The following is a 16049-nucleotide window of genomic DNA, read 5'->3' on the forward strand; positions in this document are numbered from 1 at the left end:
GCGCCCCGCACGGGGCGCCGGGTCCCTTGTTCCTGTTCCGGGTGCGGCGCGCCGCGAGAGCGGTCGCCCTCACCCGGGACGGGCCGTCGTCGCGGGTGAGGGCCTAGGCGTTCAGCGACTTCCGCTCGCGCAGCAGGGAGGCCAGCGCCTCCGCGAACTCCACGGGATCCACCGGCAGCGTCACCGCGGCGTCCGCCCGGCTCCAGGTGGCCAGCCAGGCGTCCTGGGGCCGCCCGATCAGCACCAGCACCGGGGGGCAGTCGAAGATCTCGTCCTTGATCTGGCGGCACACCCCCATGCCGCCCATGGGCACGGCCTCGCCGTCCAGCACGCAGACGTCGATGCCTCCCTTGTCCAGTTCCTTCACGACGGCTGCCGGCGTCGCGCACTCGATGAACTCCACCACAGGGGCGTCCGGAGCGGGCCGGCGCCCGGTCGCGAGCCGCACCTGTTCGCGGGTGTTGGAGTCGTCGCTGTAGACCAGCACCGTGGCGGTCGGCTGCATGCTTCCTCCGAGACGTCTGCGTCGTACGGAAAGGCCCGATGAGGCGGATGCTACTCCCTTGAACACCTCGTCAACACCGCTTCGGGCACGGCGGCGATCGGCCATCCGGGCAGTACACACGGTGCGGACACTCCGAACGGCACCCCCCGGAGTGAGGGCGGGATAAGCGACCGACATAATGTCGGTCGTGGCGACAGCAACGACAGTAGATACCGGGCACGCGCACCCGTCGGTCAACCGACCGAACCTCACCAGCGTCGGAACCATCATCTGGCTGAGTTCCGAGCTGATGTTCTTCGCGGCCCTCTTCGCGATGTACTTCACCCTGCGGTCGGTGACCGGCCCCGAGTTCTGGAGTGAGCAGGCAAGCGCCTTGAACTTCCCGTTCTCGGCGACGAACACCACGATCCTGGTGCTCTCCTCCCTGACCTGCCAGCTGGGCGTGTTCGCCGCCGAGCGAGGTGACGTGAAGAAGCTCCGGATGTGGTTCATCGTCACCTTCGTGATGGGAGCCGTCTTCATCGGCGGTCAGGTCTACGAGTACACCGAGCTGGTCAAGCACGAGGGCCTCTCGCTCTCCTCCGACCCGTACGGTTCGGTCTTCTACCTGACCACCGGCTTCCACGGCCTCCACGTGACGGGTGGCCTCATCGCCTTCCTGCTCGTCCTCGGCCGTACCTACGCGGCTCGCAGGTTCACCCATGAGCAGGCGACCGCCGCCATCGTCGTGTCCTACTACTGGCACTTCGTCGATGTCGTCTGGATCGGCCTCTTCGCCACGATCTACATGATCAAGTAGCCGGGACCACTCCCGCGCACATTCCAGAAGCATCGACGCAGAAGATCCTGACACCGGGGTAATCCGTGAAAAAGCTCTCCGCACGACGACGCCATCCGCTGGCGGCGGTCGTCGTCCTACTCCTCGCGCTGGCGGCCACGGGGGGGCTGTACACCGCGTTCGCCCCCGCGGACAAGGCGCAGGCCGATGAGACGGCCCAGTCCCTCGCCATCGAAGAGGGCAAGAAGCTCTACGCCGTCGGCTGCGCCAGCTGCCACGGCACCGGAGGTCAGGGCACCACCGACGGTCCGAGCCTGGTCGGCGTGGGCGCGGCGGCGGTCGACTTCCAGGTCGGCACCGGCCGCATGCCGGCCGCGACCTCGCAGGGCGCCCAGGCCCCCAGCAAGAAGGTGATCTACAGCCAGGCGCAGATCGACCAGCTCGCGGCGTACATCGCCTCGCTCGGCGCCGGCCCGAACATCCCGACCGAGGAGCAGTACGGCACGGAGGGCGCGGACATCGGCAAGGGCGGTGAGCTCTTCCGTACCAACTGCGCGCAGTGCCACAACTTCACCGGCAAGGGTGGTGCGCTCACCAAGGGCAAGTACGCCCCGTCGCTCGAGGGCGTCGACCCGAAGCATCTCTACGAGGCCATGCAGACCGGCCCGCAGAACATGCCCTCCTTCCCCGACACGACGCTGTCCGAGCAGAACAAGAAGGACATCATCGCGTACCTGGAGGCCGTGAACGGCCCGAAGACGGAGAACCCGGGCGGCCTGGAGCTGGGCGGCCTCGGGCCGGTCACCGAGGGTCTGTTCGCGTGGGTCTTCGGTCTGGGTGCCGCCGTCGCGGTCGCCGTCTGGGTCGCCGCTCGGACCGCAAAGGCCAAGAAGTCATGAGTAGCCAAGACATTCCAGAAGAGAACCTGCCCGCTGCGCAGGACACGACGCACGGTGCGGTTCGCGTCGCGGACGAGAAGGACCCGTTCGCCGACCCGGGCCTGCCGCCCCACGAGCACCGGATCCAGGACATCGACGAGCGGGCCGCCAAGCGGTCCGAGCGCACGGTGGCCCTGCTGTTCACGGTGTCGATGCTGGCCACCGTCGCCTTCATCGCCGCGTACGTGGCCATCCCGATCGACAAGTCGATCTTCGTCTTCCCGATCGGCCACACCAGCGCGCTGAACCTCGCGCTGGGTCTGACGCTGGGCATCGCGCTGTTCTGCATCGGCGCGGGCGCGGTCCACTGGGCCCGCACCCTGATGTCCGACGTGGAGATCTCCGACGAGCGCCACCCGATCGAGGCCTCCCCGGAGCTGCGCGCGAAGGTCCACGCGGACTTCAAGCAGGGCGCCAAGGAGTCGGCGCTCGGCCGCCGCAAGCTGATCCGCAACACGATGTTCGGTGCGCTCACCCTGGTGCCGCTCTCCGGCGTCGTCCTGCTGCGCGACCTCGGTCCGCTGCCGGAGGACAAGCTCCGCCACACCCTGTGGGCCAAGGGCAAGCTGCTCGTCAACATGAACACCAACGAGCCGCTGCGTCCCTCGGACGTCGCCGTCGGTTCGCTGACCTTCGCCAAGCCCGAGGGCCTGGAGGAGCACGACCACGACTTCCAGACCGAGATCGCCAAGGCGGCGCTGATGATCGTGCGGCTCCAGCCCGCCGACATCAAGGACAAGCGCGAGCTCGAGTGGTCGCACGAGGGCATCGTGGCGTACTCGAAGATCTGCACCCACGTCGGTTGCCCGATCTCGCTGTACGAGCAGCAGACGCACCACGTGCTGTGCCCCTGCCACCAGTCCACCTTCGACCTCTCCGACGGTGCCCGGGTCATCTTCGGCCCCGCCGGCCACGCCCTGCCGCAGCTGCGCATCGGCGTGAACGACGAGGGTTACCTCGAGGCGCTCGGCGACTTCGAAGAGCCCGTCGGTCCTGCCTTCTGGGAGCGCGGATGAGCACTACGACGACCACGGACTCCCGCTCGCGGGGGAAGGCACCGGCCGGCGAGCGAGTCGCCGACTGGGCCGACGGCCGGCTGGGGATCTACACCCTGGCCAAGGCCAACATGCGCAAGATCTTCCCGGACCACTGGTCCTTCATGCTGGGCGAGGTCGCGCTCTACAGCTTCATCGTCATCATCCTCACGGGTGTGTACCTGACGCTGTTCTTCCACCCGTCGATGAACGAGGTGGAGTACCACGGCAGTTACGTCCCGCTCCAGGGCCAGCTCATGTCGGAGGCGTTCGCCTCGACGCTGGACATCAGCTTCGACGTCCGCGGTGGTCTGCTCATCCGGCAGATCCACCACTGGGCCGCGCTGATCTTCCTGGCCGCGATGTTCGTGCACATGATGCGCGTGTTCTTCACCGGCGCGTTCCGCAAGCCGCGTGAGGTCAACTGGCTGTTCGGCTTCCTGCTGTTCGTCCTCGGCATGTTCACCGGTTTCACCGGTTACTCGCTTCCGGACGACCTGCTCTCCGGCACCGGTGTCCGCTTCACGCAGGGTGCGATCCTGTCCACGCCGATCATCGGCACGTACATCTCGTTCTTCCTGTTCGGCGGCGAGTTCCCGGGCACCGACTTCGTGGCCCGCTTCTACTCGATCCACATCCTGCTGCTGCCCGGCATCATGCTGGGTCTGGTGGTCGCCCACCTGATCCTCATCGTGTACCACAAGCACACGCAGTACGCGGGCCCCGGCAAGTCCAACAAGAACGTCGTGGGCATGCCGTTCATGCCGGTCTACGTCGCCAAGGCCGGAGGCTTCTTCTTCCTGGTCTTCGGTGTCATCGCGACCATCGCGGCGATCGCGCAGATCAACCCGATCTGGGCCCTGGGCCCCTACCGTGCGGACCAGGTGTCCACCGGCGCCCAGCCGGACTGGTACATGGGCTTCGCCGAGGGTCTGGTCCGGTACTTCCCGGGCTGGGAGATCAACTTCTGGGGCCACACGCTGGTCCTGGGCGTGTTCATCCCGCTGGTGCTGTTCGGTCTCGTCCTGATGGTCTTCGCGGCCTATCCGTTCATCGAGGCCTGGATCACCGGCGACAAGCGCGAGCACCACATCCTGGACCGTCCGCGCAACGCCCCGACGCGTACCGCGTTCGGCGTCGCCTGGATCACGATGTACATGATCACGCTGGTGGGCGGCGGCAACGACCTCATCGCCACGCACTTCCACCTGTCGATCAACGCGGTCACCTGGTTCGTCCGGATCGGGTTCTTCGCCGGACCGGTCATCGCGTTCATCCTCACCAAGCGGATCTGCCTCGGCCTTCAGCGCCGGGACAAGGAGAAGGTGCTGCACGGCCGGGAGACCGGCACCATCAAGCGCCTGCCGCACGGTGAGTTCATCGAGGTGCACGAGCCGCTCTCGCAGGAGCAGCTGCACACGATCACGGCGCACGAGCAGTACCAGCCCATCGAGATCGGCGCCACGGTCGACGAGAACGGTGTCGAGCGCAAGGTGAAGGGTTCCGAGAAGCTGCGCGCCAAGCTCAGCCAGGCGTACTTCAACGAGGACTCCCAGATCCCCAAGCCCACCGTCGAGGAGTACAAGGAGATCACGAGCGGCCACGGCCACCACTGATCGCTGCGTTCGCCACGCCACGATCGAAGGGCCCCGTCCGGTGTTCGGACGGGGCCCTTCGCCGTGTCCGGCGGCTGGATAGGGTGGACCTGTCGGAGACCCGTGTCCCGGGAGGGACTGGACCAGGAGCGGCTTATGAGCGCTGTGACCCCCGCTGGAGGCAACACCGCGGCGGCCCGTTCCTGGCCCGCCCTGCTGAACGGTCTGCTGGACGGCCGTGACCTCGGCGCGGACGACACCGCCTGGGCCATGGACCTGATCATGCGCGGCGAGGCGACGGACGCGCAGATCGCCGGTTTCGCGGTGGCGCTGCGCGCCAAGGGCGAGACGGTCGAGGAGATCTCCGGTCTGGTCCGCACGATGTACGAGCACGCCAATGTGATCGAGGTGCCGGGCGACACGGTCGACATCGTCGGCACCGGCGGTGACGGCGCGAAGACCGTCAACATCTCCACGATGTCCGCGATCGTCATCGCCGGCACGGGCGCGAAGGTCGTCAAGCACGGCAACCGGGCCGCGTCCTCGGCGTCGGGCGCGTCGGACGTGCTGGAGAAGCTCGGCGTGAACCTGAACCTGACGCCGCGGCGGGTGGCAGAGGTCGCCGAGGAGGCCGGGATCACCTTCTGCTTCGCGGTGAAGTTCCACCCGGCGCTGCGTCATGTGGCGGCCGCGCGCGGCCAGTTGGGCATCCGAACCACCTTCAACTTCCTCGGACCGCTGACCAACCCGGCGAAGGTGAAGGCGCAGGCGGTGGGTGTCGCCGATCTCAGGATGGCGCCGATCGTGGCCGGGGTCTTCGCCGAGCGGGGCAACTCCTCCCTCGTGTTCCGCGGTGACGACGGCCTCGACGAGCTGACCACCGCGGCGACCTCCCGGATCTGGGTGGTGCGGGACGGCAAGGTGACCGAGGAGGTCCTCGACCCGAGGGACCTGGGGATCGAACTGGTGCCGGTGGAGGCGCTGCGCGGCGCGGACGCCTCGTACAACGCCGAGGTGGCCCGGCGGCTGCTGGACGGCGAGCGCGGGCCCGTGCGTGACGCGGTCGTACTGAACTCGGCGGCGGCGCTGGTGGCGCTGGAGCCGGGCGACGGGCCGCTGACGGAACGGATCCGGGCCGGGATGGAGCGGGCCGCCGAGTCCATCGACTCCGGCGCGGCCAAGCGCACCCTGGAGCGCTGGGTGGCGGTCAGCAACCTCTGAGACCCGCGGTGAGGCGAGGGCGCAGTCCGGATCGCGGACTGCGCCTTGCGCTTCGATGATCGTGTGGCAGGATCTGTGACAGGTCATGAGCGACAGTCATTCGGCCCCGGCCGACTGTCCGGCAACCCTCCGTCCGTGGCGGGGTGCCCCGGGTGAGGACCAGGTCGTGGACAGCAGGGTCCACGGCAAGCGCGGACCCCTCGCACGCTCCGCATGAGCGTGGGGCCAGGGGTCCTGGTCGTTCGAGGGAGCCTTCCGTGAGCAAGCGAATGCGCTAGGGCCGCAGAGCCCCGCCTCCGCAGCACCTTTCGCCTCATCTCACCTTTTCGCTTCTGGCGTTCGAGTACCCCGCGTTCGAGCCGTGCACGGTCGTGCCCTCGCGCGGTGGTCCGCGCCTGCCGTCACGGGAGTACGCCCATGTCTGTCTTCACCGCTGCCGCCGACCAGTCCGTTTGTACCCCGCTGCCCGTTCTGGGGCGGGATGTCACCGTCCCGCTCGTCACCGGCGGCGAGGTCACGTACGCCGCGCTCGACTACGCGGCCAGCGCGCCCGCGCTCCAGCGGGTCTGGGACGACGTGGCGGCCTACGCGCCGTACTACGGCAGTGTCCACCGCGGCGCCGGGTACCTCTCCCAGCTGTCGACGGACCTGTTCGAGAACGCCCGCGCGACGGTCGCCGAGTTCCTCGGCTGCCGCGCCGACGACCAGCTGGTCTTCACCCGCTCCACCACCGACTCGCTCAACCTGCTCGCCGCCGCGCTGCCGGCCGGCTGCCAGGTCTTCGTCTTCGAGACCGAGCACCACGCCTCGCTGCTGCCCTGGCGGGACGCCCGGGTGCGGTACCTGGACGCCCCGCGCACCCCGGGGCAGGCCGTCGAGACCCTGGAGCGCGCGCTGGCCGACCGTGATCCGGACGAGCCCGCCCTCGTCTGCGTGACCGGCGCCTCGAACGTCACCGGTGAGCTGTGGCCGGTCCGGGAACTCGCCGCGGCGGCCCACGCGCACGGCGCCCGGATCGTGCTGGACGCCGCCCAACTCGCCCCGCACCACCCGGTGTCGGTACAGGACCTCGACGTCGACTGGGTCGCCTTCTCCGGGCACAAGCTCTACGCCCCGTTCGGTTCCGGGGTGCTCGCCGGCCGCGCCGACTGGCTGCGCGCGGCCGAGCCGTACCTCGCCGGAGGCGGCGCCAGCCGCAAGGTGACCCGGCGGGCGGACGGGGGAGTGGACGTGGAGTGGCACGACAGCGCCGCCCGGCACGAGGCCGGTTCCCCCAACGTCATCGGCGCCCACGCCGTCGCCTCCGCCTGCAAGGCGCTCACCGAGGCCGGGTTCGACACCCTCGTGGCCCGGGAGCGGCAGCTGATCGACGCCGTGCGCGCGGGTCTCGCCGAGGTGCCCGAGGTCAGGGTGCTGTCCCTGTTCGGGGACGACGCGCCGCGGGTCGGGGTGATCTCCTTCGTGGTGGACGGCTGGAACAGCTCCCACTTCGCCGCCGCCCTGTCCGCGGAGTACGGCATCGGTGTCAGGGACGGCCTGTTCTGCGCCCACCCGCTGGTGCGCACCCTGCTGGGCAGCGACCCGCAGACCGCGGGAGAGTGCGGGGCGCCCGAGGCGGCGCCGGGGGAGAAGTCCCTCAACGCGATCCGGGTGAGCTTCGGCGCGGGGACGCCGGACGAGCACGTGGAGCGGTTCGTGAACGCGGTGAAGGAACTGGTCCGCGACGGCGCGAAGTGGCGCTACCGGACCGAGGACGGCCGCTGCGTCCCGGCTGTCTGAGGGCTGTCCGGCCCCGTACCGGCCGGGCCCGACGTGCCGGACGGGGCCCAGGGCCCGTCCGGCGGGCCGGGGTGCTCGGGGGCCGGGCCGCTCAGGAGTCCAGGCCGATGGCGAAGGCCGCTTCCAGGTCGTGCTGCGAGTACGTACGGAACGCGACGTGCGTGTCGGTCGCCTCCACCCCGGGGATCTTGCTGATCCGCCCGGGGATGACCTCCGCCAGATCCTCGTGCTGCGTGACCCGGACCATCGCGATCAGGTCGTAGGTGCCGGTGACGGAGAAGACCTCGCTGACGGTGTCGAGTGCCGCGATCCGCTCGGCGATCTCGGGGATCCGGTCCACGCTGGTCTTGATGAGGACGATCGCGGTGATCACGGCTGGCCTCTCCCTAGGAGTGCTGGGGCCTTCACTCTAGAGCGTCGCGCGAACGGGCGTGAGGCGGAGTCCCGGCGCCGGTCCGCCGGACCCGCGGGCGCCGTGCGCCGCCGCTCACGCCCTGTCGTCGCGCGGATCCGCCGTGATCGGCACGGCCGGTCCGGCCGTACCGCGAAACCGTGTGCACGCGTAGAGGAAGCCCAGCGCGAAGCCCACCAGATGCGCCAGGTACGCCACGCCGGGCCCGATGGACGCCTGGCCCGCCGCGAGCCACTGGAGAGCCGCCCAGAACGGCAGGACGACCCAGGCGGGGAAGCGCAGCGGCAGGAAGAGCAGGAACGGCAGCAGACTGGTCACCCGCGCTCCGGGGAAGAGGAACAGGAACGCGCCGAGGACCGCCGAGATCGCTCCCGAGGCGCCGACGAGCGGGTACCCGGAGCCGGCGCCGGCGGCCGCGTAGCCGATCAGTGCCAGGCAGCCGCAGCCGAGGTAGAAGAAGGTGAACTCGATCCGGCCCATCCTCTCCTCGGTCATCACGCCGAAGACGTAGAGGAACAGCATGTTGCCGAGCAGATGCAGCCAGCTGCCGTGCACGAAGAGCGCGGTCGCCGGGGTCAGGGCGGCCCGGGGGGAGTCCTCGAACAGTTCTGCGGGAATCACACCCCAGTGGCGGAAATACGCTCGCTGCGCGGCGAGCAGATCATCGCCGGTGCCGTACGTCGGACTGAGGCCCGAGGCCGGGCCGATCAGGAAGATTGCGCAGCACAGGGCGATCAGGCCGTACGTCACCGGCGCCGCCGGCCGCCGCCCCGCCCGGCGCGTGGAGGCGCTCCAGATGCTGATCATGAACACAGAGCATGACGTAACCGGACGCAACGGCACAGATCGCCTCGCCGCCGTGAACGGACCGGCGTCGAGTACGCGCCAGGCCGTAGGGTTACGAGCCACACGCACCAGGGAGACTGGCGCATCATCGAGACCAGAAGGAGCGAACAGGCACGATGACGGTTCCTCTGCCGACCGCCACCACGCGGTGGCGCTGCACCTTGTGCGGCAACCTCACCCGGTTCGACGTGACGCGCTCGTCGAAGGTCGTCGAGTACGTCCATCTCGACCTCGCCGGTGAGCCGAGCGTCGAGGAGCGCGAGGTGGTCAGTGAGACCATCGAGTCGGTGCGCTGCCGCTGGTGCAACGCCGTGGACCAGGTGGAACTCGTGGACAGGCCGGGCGCCGCCTCCTGATCGGGAGCGGCCCCGTACGGGCATAGGGGTGACGGATGGTGGAGACCGCAGGCGGGGGGCCGGGCGACGGCGCCGCTGAGGTGCTCGACCGACCCCTGCCCGAAAGCGTGCGCCGGCGGGTCGTGCAGATCGTCTCGGACGGCTTCGGCGGGCTGACCGTCGCCGAGCTGCCCGCGCAGCTGCGGCAGTACGCCCGGTTCGCGCCGAACCGCCGGGCAAAGTTCGCGGGCAACGCGATGGCCGCGGCGCTGGAGAGCGACCCGCTGTTCCGGCAGCGCATCGGTGAGAAGCTGCGGGAGGCCGAGCCGGACATCGCGGCGGCCCTCGACTCCGGGGCGCCGCCGGCGGCCGCGGACCCGCTGGACGTGGCGGCCGCGGCGTACGTGCTGCGTCCCACCGGTTGGGTCAAGCTGGTCACCGCCGCCGGCGAGGAGGCCCAGCGGGCCGACGCCGAGCGCGCCGACGAGGAGAGCCGGGCCGAACTGGAGCGGCTGCGCGCCGAACTCGCCGCCGCCCGTGACCACACCCGGGCCGAGACCGAGCGGCTGCGCGCCGAACTGGACGGCGCCCGGAAGGAAGCCGAATCGCTTCACCGCAAGCTGCGCGCGGCCCTCAGCGACGTCAAGCGCGGCGAGGCGGCACTGCGCAAGGTGCAGGTCGAGATCGAGGCGGTGCGCGCCGAGGGGCACGCCCAACTGTCCGCGGCCGACAGCGAGACGCGCCGGCTCAAAGCGAGGCTGGGGGAGGCGGAGGCCGCCCTGGAGGCCACGCGGAAGGCCGCGCGCGAGGGGCGCAGCGTCGAGGACATGCGGGTGCGGCTGCTGCTGGACACCGTGCTGGACGCGGCGCAGGGGCTCCGGCGCGAGCTGGCGCTGCCGCCGGTGTCGGTACGGCCCGCCGAGACCGTGGACGCGGTCGAACCCGGACGAATGACCCCGAAGGACATCGCCGCGCGGGCGTTGTCCGACAGCGATCCGGCGGTCCTCGACCAGTTGCTGGCGCTGCCGCAGGCCCATCTGGTCGTCGACGGCTACAACGTCACCAAGACCGGCTATCCCCAGATGCCGCTGGAGAAGCAGCGCCTGCGGCTGCTCGGCCAGCTCTCGCAGCTCGCCGCCCAGTCCGGCGCCGAGGTCACCTGCGTCTTCGACGGGGCGGAGCTGGCCGCGCCGGTGCTGCTCGCGCCGCCGCGCGGGGTGCGGGTGCTGTTCTCCAAGCCCGGCGTCACCGCGGACGAGTTGATCCGCCAGCTGGTCCGCGCCGAGCCGCCGGGCCGGCCGGTCATCGTCGTGTCGACCGACCGCGAGGTGGCCGACGGGGTGGCGCGGGCGGGGGCGCGTCCGGTGGCGTCCGCGGTGCTTCTGCGGCGATTCCAGCGGATTTGAGCCCTCGCGGCCTACGCCCCATGGGTCGCGTACGCACCAACCGCAACGTACGGACCGATTGCCCGAATTGGCCCGACCTTCACGCAACGTAGCGTCAATCCCACATCACGGCATGTGAGTTGTGTGTAAAGAATGCAGGGTGTGACGGGATTTTTCAGCTGAGGATTTGATCTGATCACAGCGAGGTCACTAGGGTCTGGGCTCGAACCTCCGATCGGGTGATCACTCACGTGAAGGAGATTGCCCCCGTGGCGTCCCACCGTCGACCCAAGCAGCCCAGTCGCACCCGTGTGACGGTGCTGACCACCGCAGCAGCCGCTGCCGTCGCTCTCAGCTCGCAGGCGGCCAACGCCGCGCCGAGCGAGAAGCCGAGCAAGGACGAGGTCAAGTCCAAGGTCGACAAGCTCTACGAAGAGGCCGAGCAGGCCACGGAGAAGTACAACGGGGCCAAGGAGAAGCAGGAGAAGCTCCAGAAGGAGATCTCCACGATCCAGGACAACGTCGCGCGCGGCCAGGAAGAGGTCAACGAGCTGCGTGACGGCCTCGGTTCGATGGCCAGCGCGCAGTACCGCTCCGGTGGCATCGACCCCTCCCTCCAGCTGTTCCTCTCGGCCGACCCGGAGGACTACCTGGACAAGGCCTCCACGCTCGACCAGTTGAGCAGCCAGCAGGTCGAGTCGCTGAAGAAGATCCAGGAGAAGCAGCGCGAGCTCGCGCAGCAGCGCTCCGAGGCGTCGAACAAGCTCAAGGACCTCGCCTCCACCCGGACCGAACTGGGCAAGAAGAAGAAGGAAGTCCAGGGCAAGCTCGGCGAGGCGCAGAGGCTGCTCAACTCGCTCACGGCCGCCGAGAAGGCCGCGCTGGCCGCCGAGGAGGAGCGGGCCAGCCGTTCCTCCGCGGACCGCGTGGACCTCGGCAACGCCGCCACCGGATCGGGCCGCGCCATGGCCGCCTTCCAGGCCGCGCAGAGCAAGATCGGCACCCCCTACGTCTACGGCGCCTCCGGCCCGTCCTCCTTCGACTGCTCGGGTCTGACGTCCTGGGCCTTCGCGCAGGCCGGCGTCAGCATCCCGCGTATCTCGCAGGCCCAGGCCAACGCCGGTACGCGCATCTACAGCCAGTCCGACCTCAAGGTCGGCGACCTGGTGATCTTCTACGGCGACCTGCACCACGTCGGCTTCTACGCCGGCAACGGCCAGGTGCTGCACGCGCCGCGCACCGGCACCGTGGTCCGCTACGAGTCGATCAACAACATGCCGTACCAGTTCGGCGTCCGGATCTGATCCGGACCCCTTCGAGACCGCGACTCCCTGCCGCCCGTTCGGGCGAATCGGAGTAGCCCCGAACGACCCCGCGCCCCGCCGTTGACCTGCGTCAGCGGCGGGGCGTCACGTTGTGTTGCCGCCGATGTCTTTGGCCGGCGCCCCGCGACGGGGCTACTGTCTGCCCCGTTTCCCCCCCGTCGCCGGGCCCGTTCCGCGCTGGGGGATTCTCCCTGTCCGCCAGTGGAAGGAGCGCGGCTTCCCGTGGGGTCTCATCGCCGTCCTGCACCGTCCGGGTTCGACCGGGGCGCCTGCGTGACGCGCCTCGCCGTCGGAGTACTGTCGGCCGCCGCCGCGGCGGCCGTCGGCGCGGTGCCGGCCCAGGCCGCGCCGCACGACGACACCCGTGCCGAGGTGGACCGCCTCTTCGCGGCGGCCGAGAAGGCAACCGAGGCCTACAACGAGGCCGACGAACGCAGCGACCGGCTGCGCGGGCAGGTGAGCCGGGCCCAGGACCGGATCGCCCAGCAGCAGGACCGCATCAACACCATGCGGGAGGCGCTCGGTTCGCTCGCCGGAGCCCAGTACCGCTCCGGCGGCCTCGACCCCTCGCTCGCGCTGCTGTTCTCCGACGATCCGGACGACTACCTCGACAAGGCGTCCGTCCTGGACCGGATCACCGCCCATCAGGCCGGGCAGCTCAGGCAGCTCCAGGAGGCCATGCGCGAACTCACCCAGGAGCGCGAGCAGGCGGCCGGGAAGCTCGGCGAACTCGAGCGGAGCCGCAAGGCCGTCGCCGCCCACAAGCGCTCCGTCGAGAAGAAGCTCGCCGCCGCACGGAACCTGCTCAACTCCCTGCCGGACGCCGAGCGCGCCGCCTACGACCGGGCCTCCCGCTCCGGCCGCGGCGACATGCCCGACCTCGGCAGCGACACCCCGGCCTCCGGGCGGGCGGCCGCCGCGGCCGCCGCCGCACGCTCCGCGCTCGGCAGGCCCTACGTGTGGGGCGCCAACGGGCCGGGAGGCTTCGACTGCTCGGGCCTGATGCAGTGGTCATACGGGCAGGCCGGGGTCGCCCTGCCCCGCACGTCGCAGGCCCAGCGGGCGGCGGGCCGGCAGGTCCCGCTCTCCCAGGCCCGGCCCGGCGACCTGGTCACCTACCGCAACGACGCCAGCCACGTCGCGATGTACATGGGCAACGGCCAGGTGATCCACGCCCCCTACCCCGGAGCGCCGGTGCGCTACGACCCGGTGGGGATGATGCCGGTCTCCGGGGTCACCAGGGTCTGACCCCGCACCGCCCGCACCCGTACGATCGGGAAGGTGGCTGGTCGAGGGCGTGTGCCGGGAAGCGGAGGGACAGCGCTCCGTCTGCTGCTCGTCCCGCTGCTCCTGTCCCTGCTCGTCTCGCTGGTCTCCTGCACCGGCCGGCCCGCGTCCGACGCGGTGCGGGCCGAGGCGCAGCGGCTGCTGGACCGGCGGGCGGCGGCGGTCCTCGCCCACGACGAGAGCGCCTACCGCCGCACGGGGACGGCCGCCGGCTTCGCCGATCTGCGCGCGGTGCCCCTGGCCGACTGGTCGTACCGGGTCACCGAGGTGCGCCGTGCCGGCGACACGGCCACCGCCGACGTGGAGCTTCGCTACCGCTTCGAAGGCCACGACCGGGCACCGGTCACGGCCGGCCGCACGATGGTCCTCGGCCGTACGCCGGACGACCGGTGGACCGTGGTCTCCGACCGGCCCGACCGCGAGTCCGCCCAGCAGCTGTGGGACCAGGGCGCGGTGACGGTGGTCCGGGGCGAGCGCAGCCTGGTGCTGGGCGTCGGCCAGTCCCGCCGGTCGCTGCAACGCTTCGCCGACCTCGGGGACCGCGCGGTGCCCGCCGTGTCGCGGGTCTGGGGCACAGGGTGGAGCCGGCGGGTCGTGCTGCTCGTGCCCCGATCGCTGGAGGGCATGGCGGGGCTGCTCGGGTCGCCCGCCTCCTCGTACCGCGGGATCGCCGCCGTGACGACCGGCGAGACCGGCGCGGTGCGGGCGCCCGCCGACCGGATCATCGTCAACCCCGACGCGTACGGCGTGCTCGGCCCCGTCGGCAGGCAGGTCGTCCTCACCCACGAGGCCACCCATGTCGCCACCCGCGCCCACACCAACGCGGCCACCCCGCTGTGGCTGTCCGAGGGCTACGCCGACTGGGTCGGCTACCGGGAGAGCGGGCGCACCCCCGCCCAGGCCGCTCCGGAGCTGGCCCACGCGGTGGCCTCCGGCGACGTCCCGGAGCACCTTCCGACCGACGCCGACTTCGGCTTCACCGGGGCGGCGACCTCGCTGGCCCGGGCCTACGAGGGCGGCTGGACGGCCTGCCGGATGATCGAGGACCGGTGGGGCGCGGAGCGGCTGGCCGAGTTCTACCGGGCGGTGGGAGCCCACCAGCGCCGGGCCGGGGCCGTCGAGGGGGCGATGAGGGACGTGCTGGGGACGACGCCGGAGGAGTTCACGGCATCGTGGCGGGAGCATCTGCGGACGGAGTTCGGCTGAGGCCGGTGCGGTCGTGCGCGCGGGGAGCCTTCCGCGGCACGGCGGGGCGGCGTCAGGGGGAGACGGGGTCCTCGGTGCGGGCCGGGCGGCCGGGCAGGGGCGTTCCCGCGCCGGCCCGCGGCACCGTCGAGCGCCACAGGGCGCGGGCCGCGGTGACCGAGGCCAGGACCAGCAGCCCGTTGCGGACGAACAGCAGCGTGACGCCGAGCGGGTCGCTCGCGACGACGTGCGAGAACCACACCGGGAACTCCAGCACCGTCACGAACGACGCCACCAGCACCAGCCGGGCCGGCAGCAGCATCGTGGTGCGCGAGAAGCAGAGGCACACCGCCGCCAGACCGACCAGCCACACCATGTACTGCGGGCTGATCACCCGGCTGGTGGTGGTGAACAGCAGGACCGCCACGAAGGCGGCCTCCGCGAGGGTGTGCGGCAGGAACCGCGAGGCCAGCAGCCGCCACAGCACGAGCCAGCCGAACGCCATCCCGGTGAGCGCCAGCGCCGCGGCGCTGACCACGTCGACGTACGGGCCGAGGAACTCCACCGACCCGTAGTTGAGCAGCACCTCCCCGTCCCAGCCGAACTGCCGGGCCACGTGGAACACCAGGCCGCCCAGCGACTCCACCTCGGTGCCCCGGTCGCGCTGGAAGGTCAGGAAGGCGAACGCCCCGGGCATGAGGAGGGGGAACAGCGCCGCCAGCACCCCGGCCGTCACCGCCGCCGCGGCCCACGCCCGGCGGCGCACGGCACCCACCAGCAGCAGCACCGGCCACACCTTGAGCATCGCCGCGAAGCCCGTCAGCGCCCCCATCAGCCGGGGGCGCCCGACGCCCGCGAGGAGCGCCGCCACGGCGACCGCGGTGACCATGACGTCGTAGCGCGCGTACACCGTGGGGCCGAGCAGGGGCACGCCCACCACCCAGGTCCACGCACCGCGCGACGACCGCCCCGGGCGCAGGCCCGCCCACAGCAGCAGGGCGAGGACGGCCAGGTCGGCCAGGAACGCGAGGACGAAGAAGGCCTGCGCGTAGTCCAGGAAGAACAGCAGCGCGGGGGACAGGATCGCCAGCGCGGCGGCCGGCGGGTACTGCCAGGTGACGTCGTCCAGCGGGAACGTGCCGGTGCGCAGCACCTCGTACCAGCCCCGGTAGATGCCGGAGACGTCGCTGGTGACGTCCGGGCCGGGGAAGACGAAGACCTTCAGGACGAACAGGAGGAGCACCAGCCGGGTCAGCGCCCAGACCAGCACGAGACCTGCCGAGGGCCGCGTCGTGCGCGTGCTGTCCACCGAAGCCCCTGTTCGTCCGCTGCCCGTCGTGTGAGGGGGCCATGATCTCCCGGCCCGCTGTGCGATGAGCGTGCAGCGCGGCCGTGCCGACCAGCGAGTCTACGTTGGGTAGGCT

Annotated in this window: 15 protein-coding genes and 1 riboswitch; of the genes, 11 read left to right on the forward strand and 4 right to left on the reverse strand. The window is 70.9% G+C overall.

The annotated features are described in order from the left end of the window. Positions 1 to 103 precede the first annotated feature (103 nt). The gene (locus tag DN051_RS27645) at positions 104 to 505 is read right to left on the reverse strand and encodes a response regulator (RefSeq protein ID WP_053763976.1); all 402 of its coding nucleotides are present in this window, start codon (positions 503 to 505) and stop codon (positions 104 to 106) included. A 178-nt stretch (positions 506 to 683) separates the two neighbouring features. On the opposite strand from DN051_RS27645, the gene ctaE reads away from it, so the two are divergent. From ctaE to DN051_RS27675, 6 genes are all read left to right on the forward strand, one after another. Continuing rightward, positions 684 to 1304 (forward strand): aa3-type cytochrome oxidase subunit III, encoded by a 621-nt coding sequence (gene ctaE, locus DN051_RS27650; protein ID WP_053763977.1) that lies wholly within the window; start codon positions 684 to 686, stop codon positions 1302 to 1304. A 65-nt stretch (positions 1305 to 1369) separates the two neighbouring features. After that, the gene (gene qcrC, locus DN051_RS27655; protein WP_053763978.1) at positions 1370 to 2182 is read left to right on the forward strand and encodes a cytochrome bc1 complex diheme cytochrome c subunit; all 813 of its coding nucleotides are present in this window, start codon (positions 1370 to 1372) and stop codon (positions 2180 to 2182) included. Further along, on the forward strand, positions 2179 to 3237 hold the full coding sequence (gene qcrA / locus DN051_RS27660) for a cytochrome bc1 complex Rieske iron-sulfur subunit (protein ID WP_053763979.1): 1059 nt from the start codon (positions 2179 to 2181) through the stop codon (positions 3235 to 3237). The genes qcrC and qcrA overlap by 4 nt, the downstream gene beginning before the upstream one ends. Next, on the forward strand, positions 3234 to 4871 hold the full coding sequence (gene qcrB, locus DN051_RS27665) for a cytochrome bc1 complex cytochrome b subunit (RefSeq protein ID WP_053763980.1): 1638 nt from the start codon (positions 3234 to 3236) through the stop codon (positions 4869 to 4871). Before qcrA ends, qcrB begins: the two co-directional genes overlap by 4 nt. A gap of 135 nt (positions 4872 to 5006) precedes the next feature. Further along, on the forward strand, positions 5007 to 6071 hold the full coding sequence (gene trpD / locus DN051_RS27670) for an anthranilate phosphoribosyltransferase (protein WP_053763981.1): 1065 nt from the start codon (positions 5007 to 5009) through the stop codon (positions 6069 to 6071). 81 nt (positions 6072 to 6152) lie between these two features. Next, a riboswitch (SAM riboswitch) is annotated at positions 6153 to 6269 on the forward strand. 219 nt (positions 6270 to 6488) lie between these two features. Continuing rightward, complete coding sequence (locus DN051_RS27675; protein WP_053763982.1) at positions 6489 to 7850, forward strand: aminotransferase class V-fold PLP-dependent enzyme; 1362 nt, start codon at positions 6489 to 6491, stop codon at positions 7848 to 7850. 91 nt (positions 7851 to 7941) lie between these two features. On the opposite strand, the gene DN051_RS27680 is transcribed toward DN051_RS27675, so the two are convergent. Together DN051_RS27680 and DN051_RS27685 are read right to left on the reverse strand one after the other, a co-directional pair. Beyond that, complete coding sequence (locus tag DN051_RS27680; RefSeq protein ID WP_053763983.1) at positions 7942 to 8223, reverse strand: Lrp/AsnC family transcriptional regulator; 282 nt, start codon at positions 8221 to 8223, stop codon at positions 7942 to 7944. A gap of 114 nt (positions 8224 to 8337) precedes the next feature. Further along, complete coding sequence (locus DN051_RS27685) at positions 8338 to 9069, reverse strand: rhomboid family intramembrane serine protease (RefSeq protein WP_053764009.1); 732 nt, start codon at positions 9067 to 9069, stop codon at positions 8338 to 8340. A gap of 155 nt (positions 9070 to 9224) precedes the next feature. On the opposite strand from DN051_RS27685, the gene DN051_RS27690 reads away from it, so the two are divergent. The 5 genes from DN051_RS27690 to DN051_RS27710 all read left to right on the forward strand — a co-directional run bounded on the left by DN051_RS27690 (position 9225) and on the right by DN051_RS27710 (position 14646). Beyond that, positions 9225 to 9464 (forward strand): hypothetical protein, encoded by a 240-nt coding sequence (locus tag DN051_RS27690; RefSeq protein ID WP_053763984.1) that lies wholly within the window; start codon positions 9225 to 9227, stop codon positions 9462 to 9464. Positions 9465 to 9499: 35 nt separating this feature from the next. Further along, a complete protein-coding gene (locus tag DN051_RS27695) occupies positions 9500 to 10849 on the forward strand; it encodes an NYN domain-containing protein (protein ID WP_053763985.1) in 1350 nt (449 codons plus the stop codon). Between the two features lie 248 nt (positions 10850 to 11097). After that, the gene (locus DN051_RS27700) at positions 11098 to 12132 is read left to right on the forward strand and encodes a C40 family peptidase (protein ID WP_053763986.1); all 1035 of its coding nucleotides are present in this window, start codon (positions 11098 to 11100) and stop codon (positions 12130 to 12132) included. Between the two features lie 243 nt (positions 12133 to 12375). Next, positions 12376 to 13401 carry a C40 family peptidase gene (locus DN051_RS27705; protein WP_053763987.1) on the forward strand — a complete coding sequence of 342 codons (1026 nt, stop codon included), beginning with the start codon at positions 12376 to 12378 and terminating at the stop codon, positions 13399 to 13401. Between the two features lie 33 nt (positions 13402 to 13434). Further along, positions 13435 to 14646, forward strand: a complete 1212-nt coding sequence (locus DN051_RS27710; RefSeq protein WP_425471679.1) for a hypothetical protein — start codon at positions 13435 to 13437, stop codon at positions 14644 to 14646. 52 nt (positions 14647 to 14698) lie between these two features. Here DN051_RS27710 and DN051_RS27715 read toward each other — a convergent pair whose 3' ends face one another. Next, positions 14699 to 15934: a glycosyltransferase 87 family protein gene (locus DN051_RS27715; protein ID WP_053763989.1), complete on the reverse strand. Its 1236-nt coding sequence runs from the start codon at positions 15932 to 15934 to the stop codon at positions 14699 to 14701. Positions 15935 to 16049 lie beyond the last annotated feature (115 nt).

It is taken from the genome of Streptomyces cadmiisoli (assembly GCF_003261055.1).
Taxonomy (GTDB): Bacteria; Actinomycetota; Actinomycetes; order Streptomycetales; family Streptomycetaceae; genus Streptomyces; species Streptomyces cadmiisoli.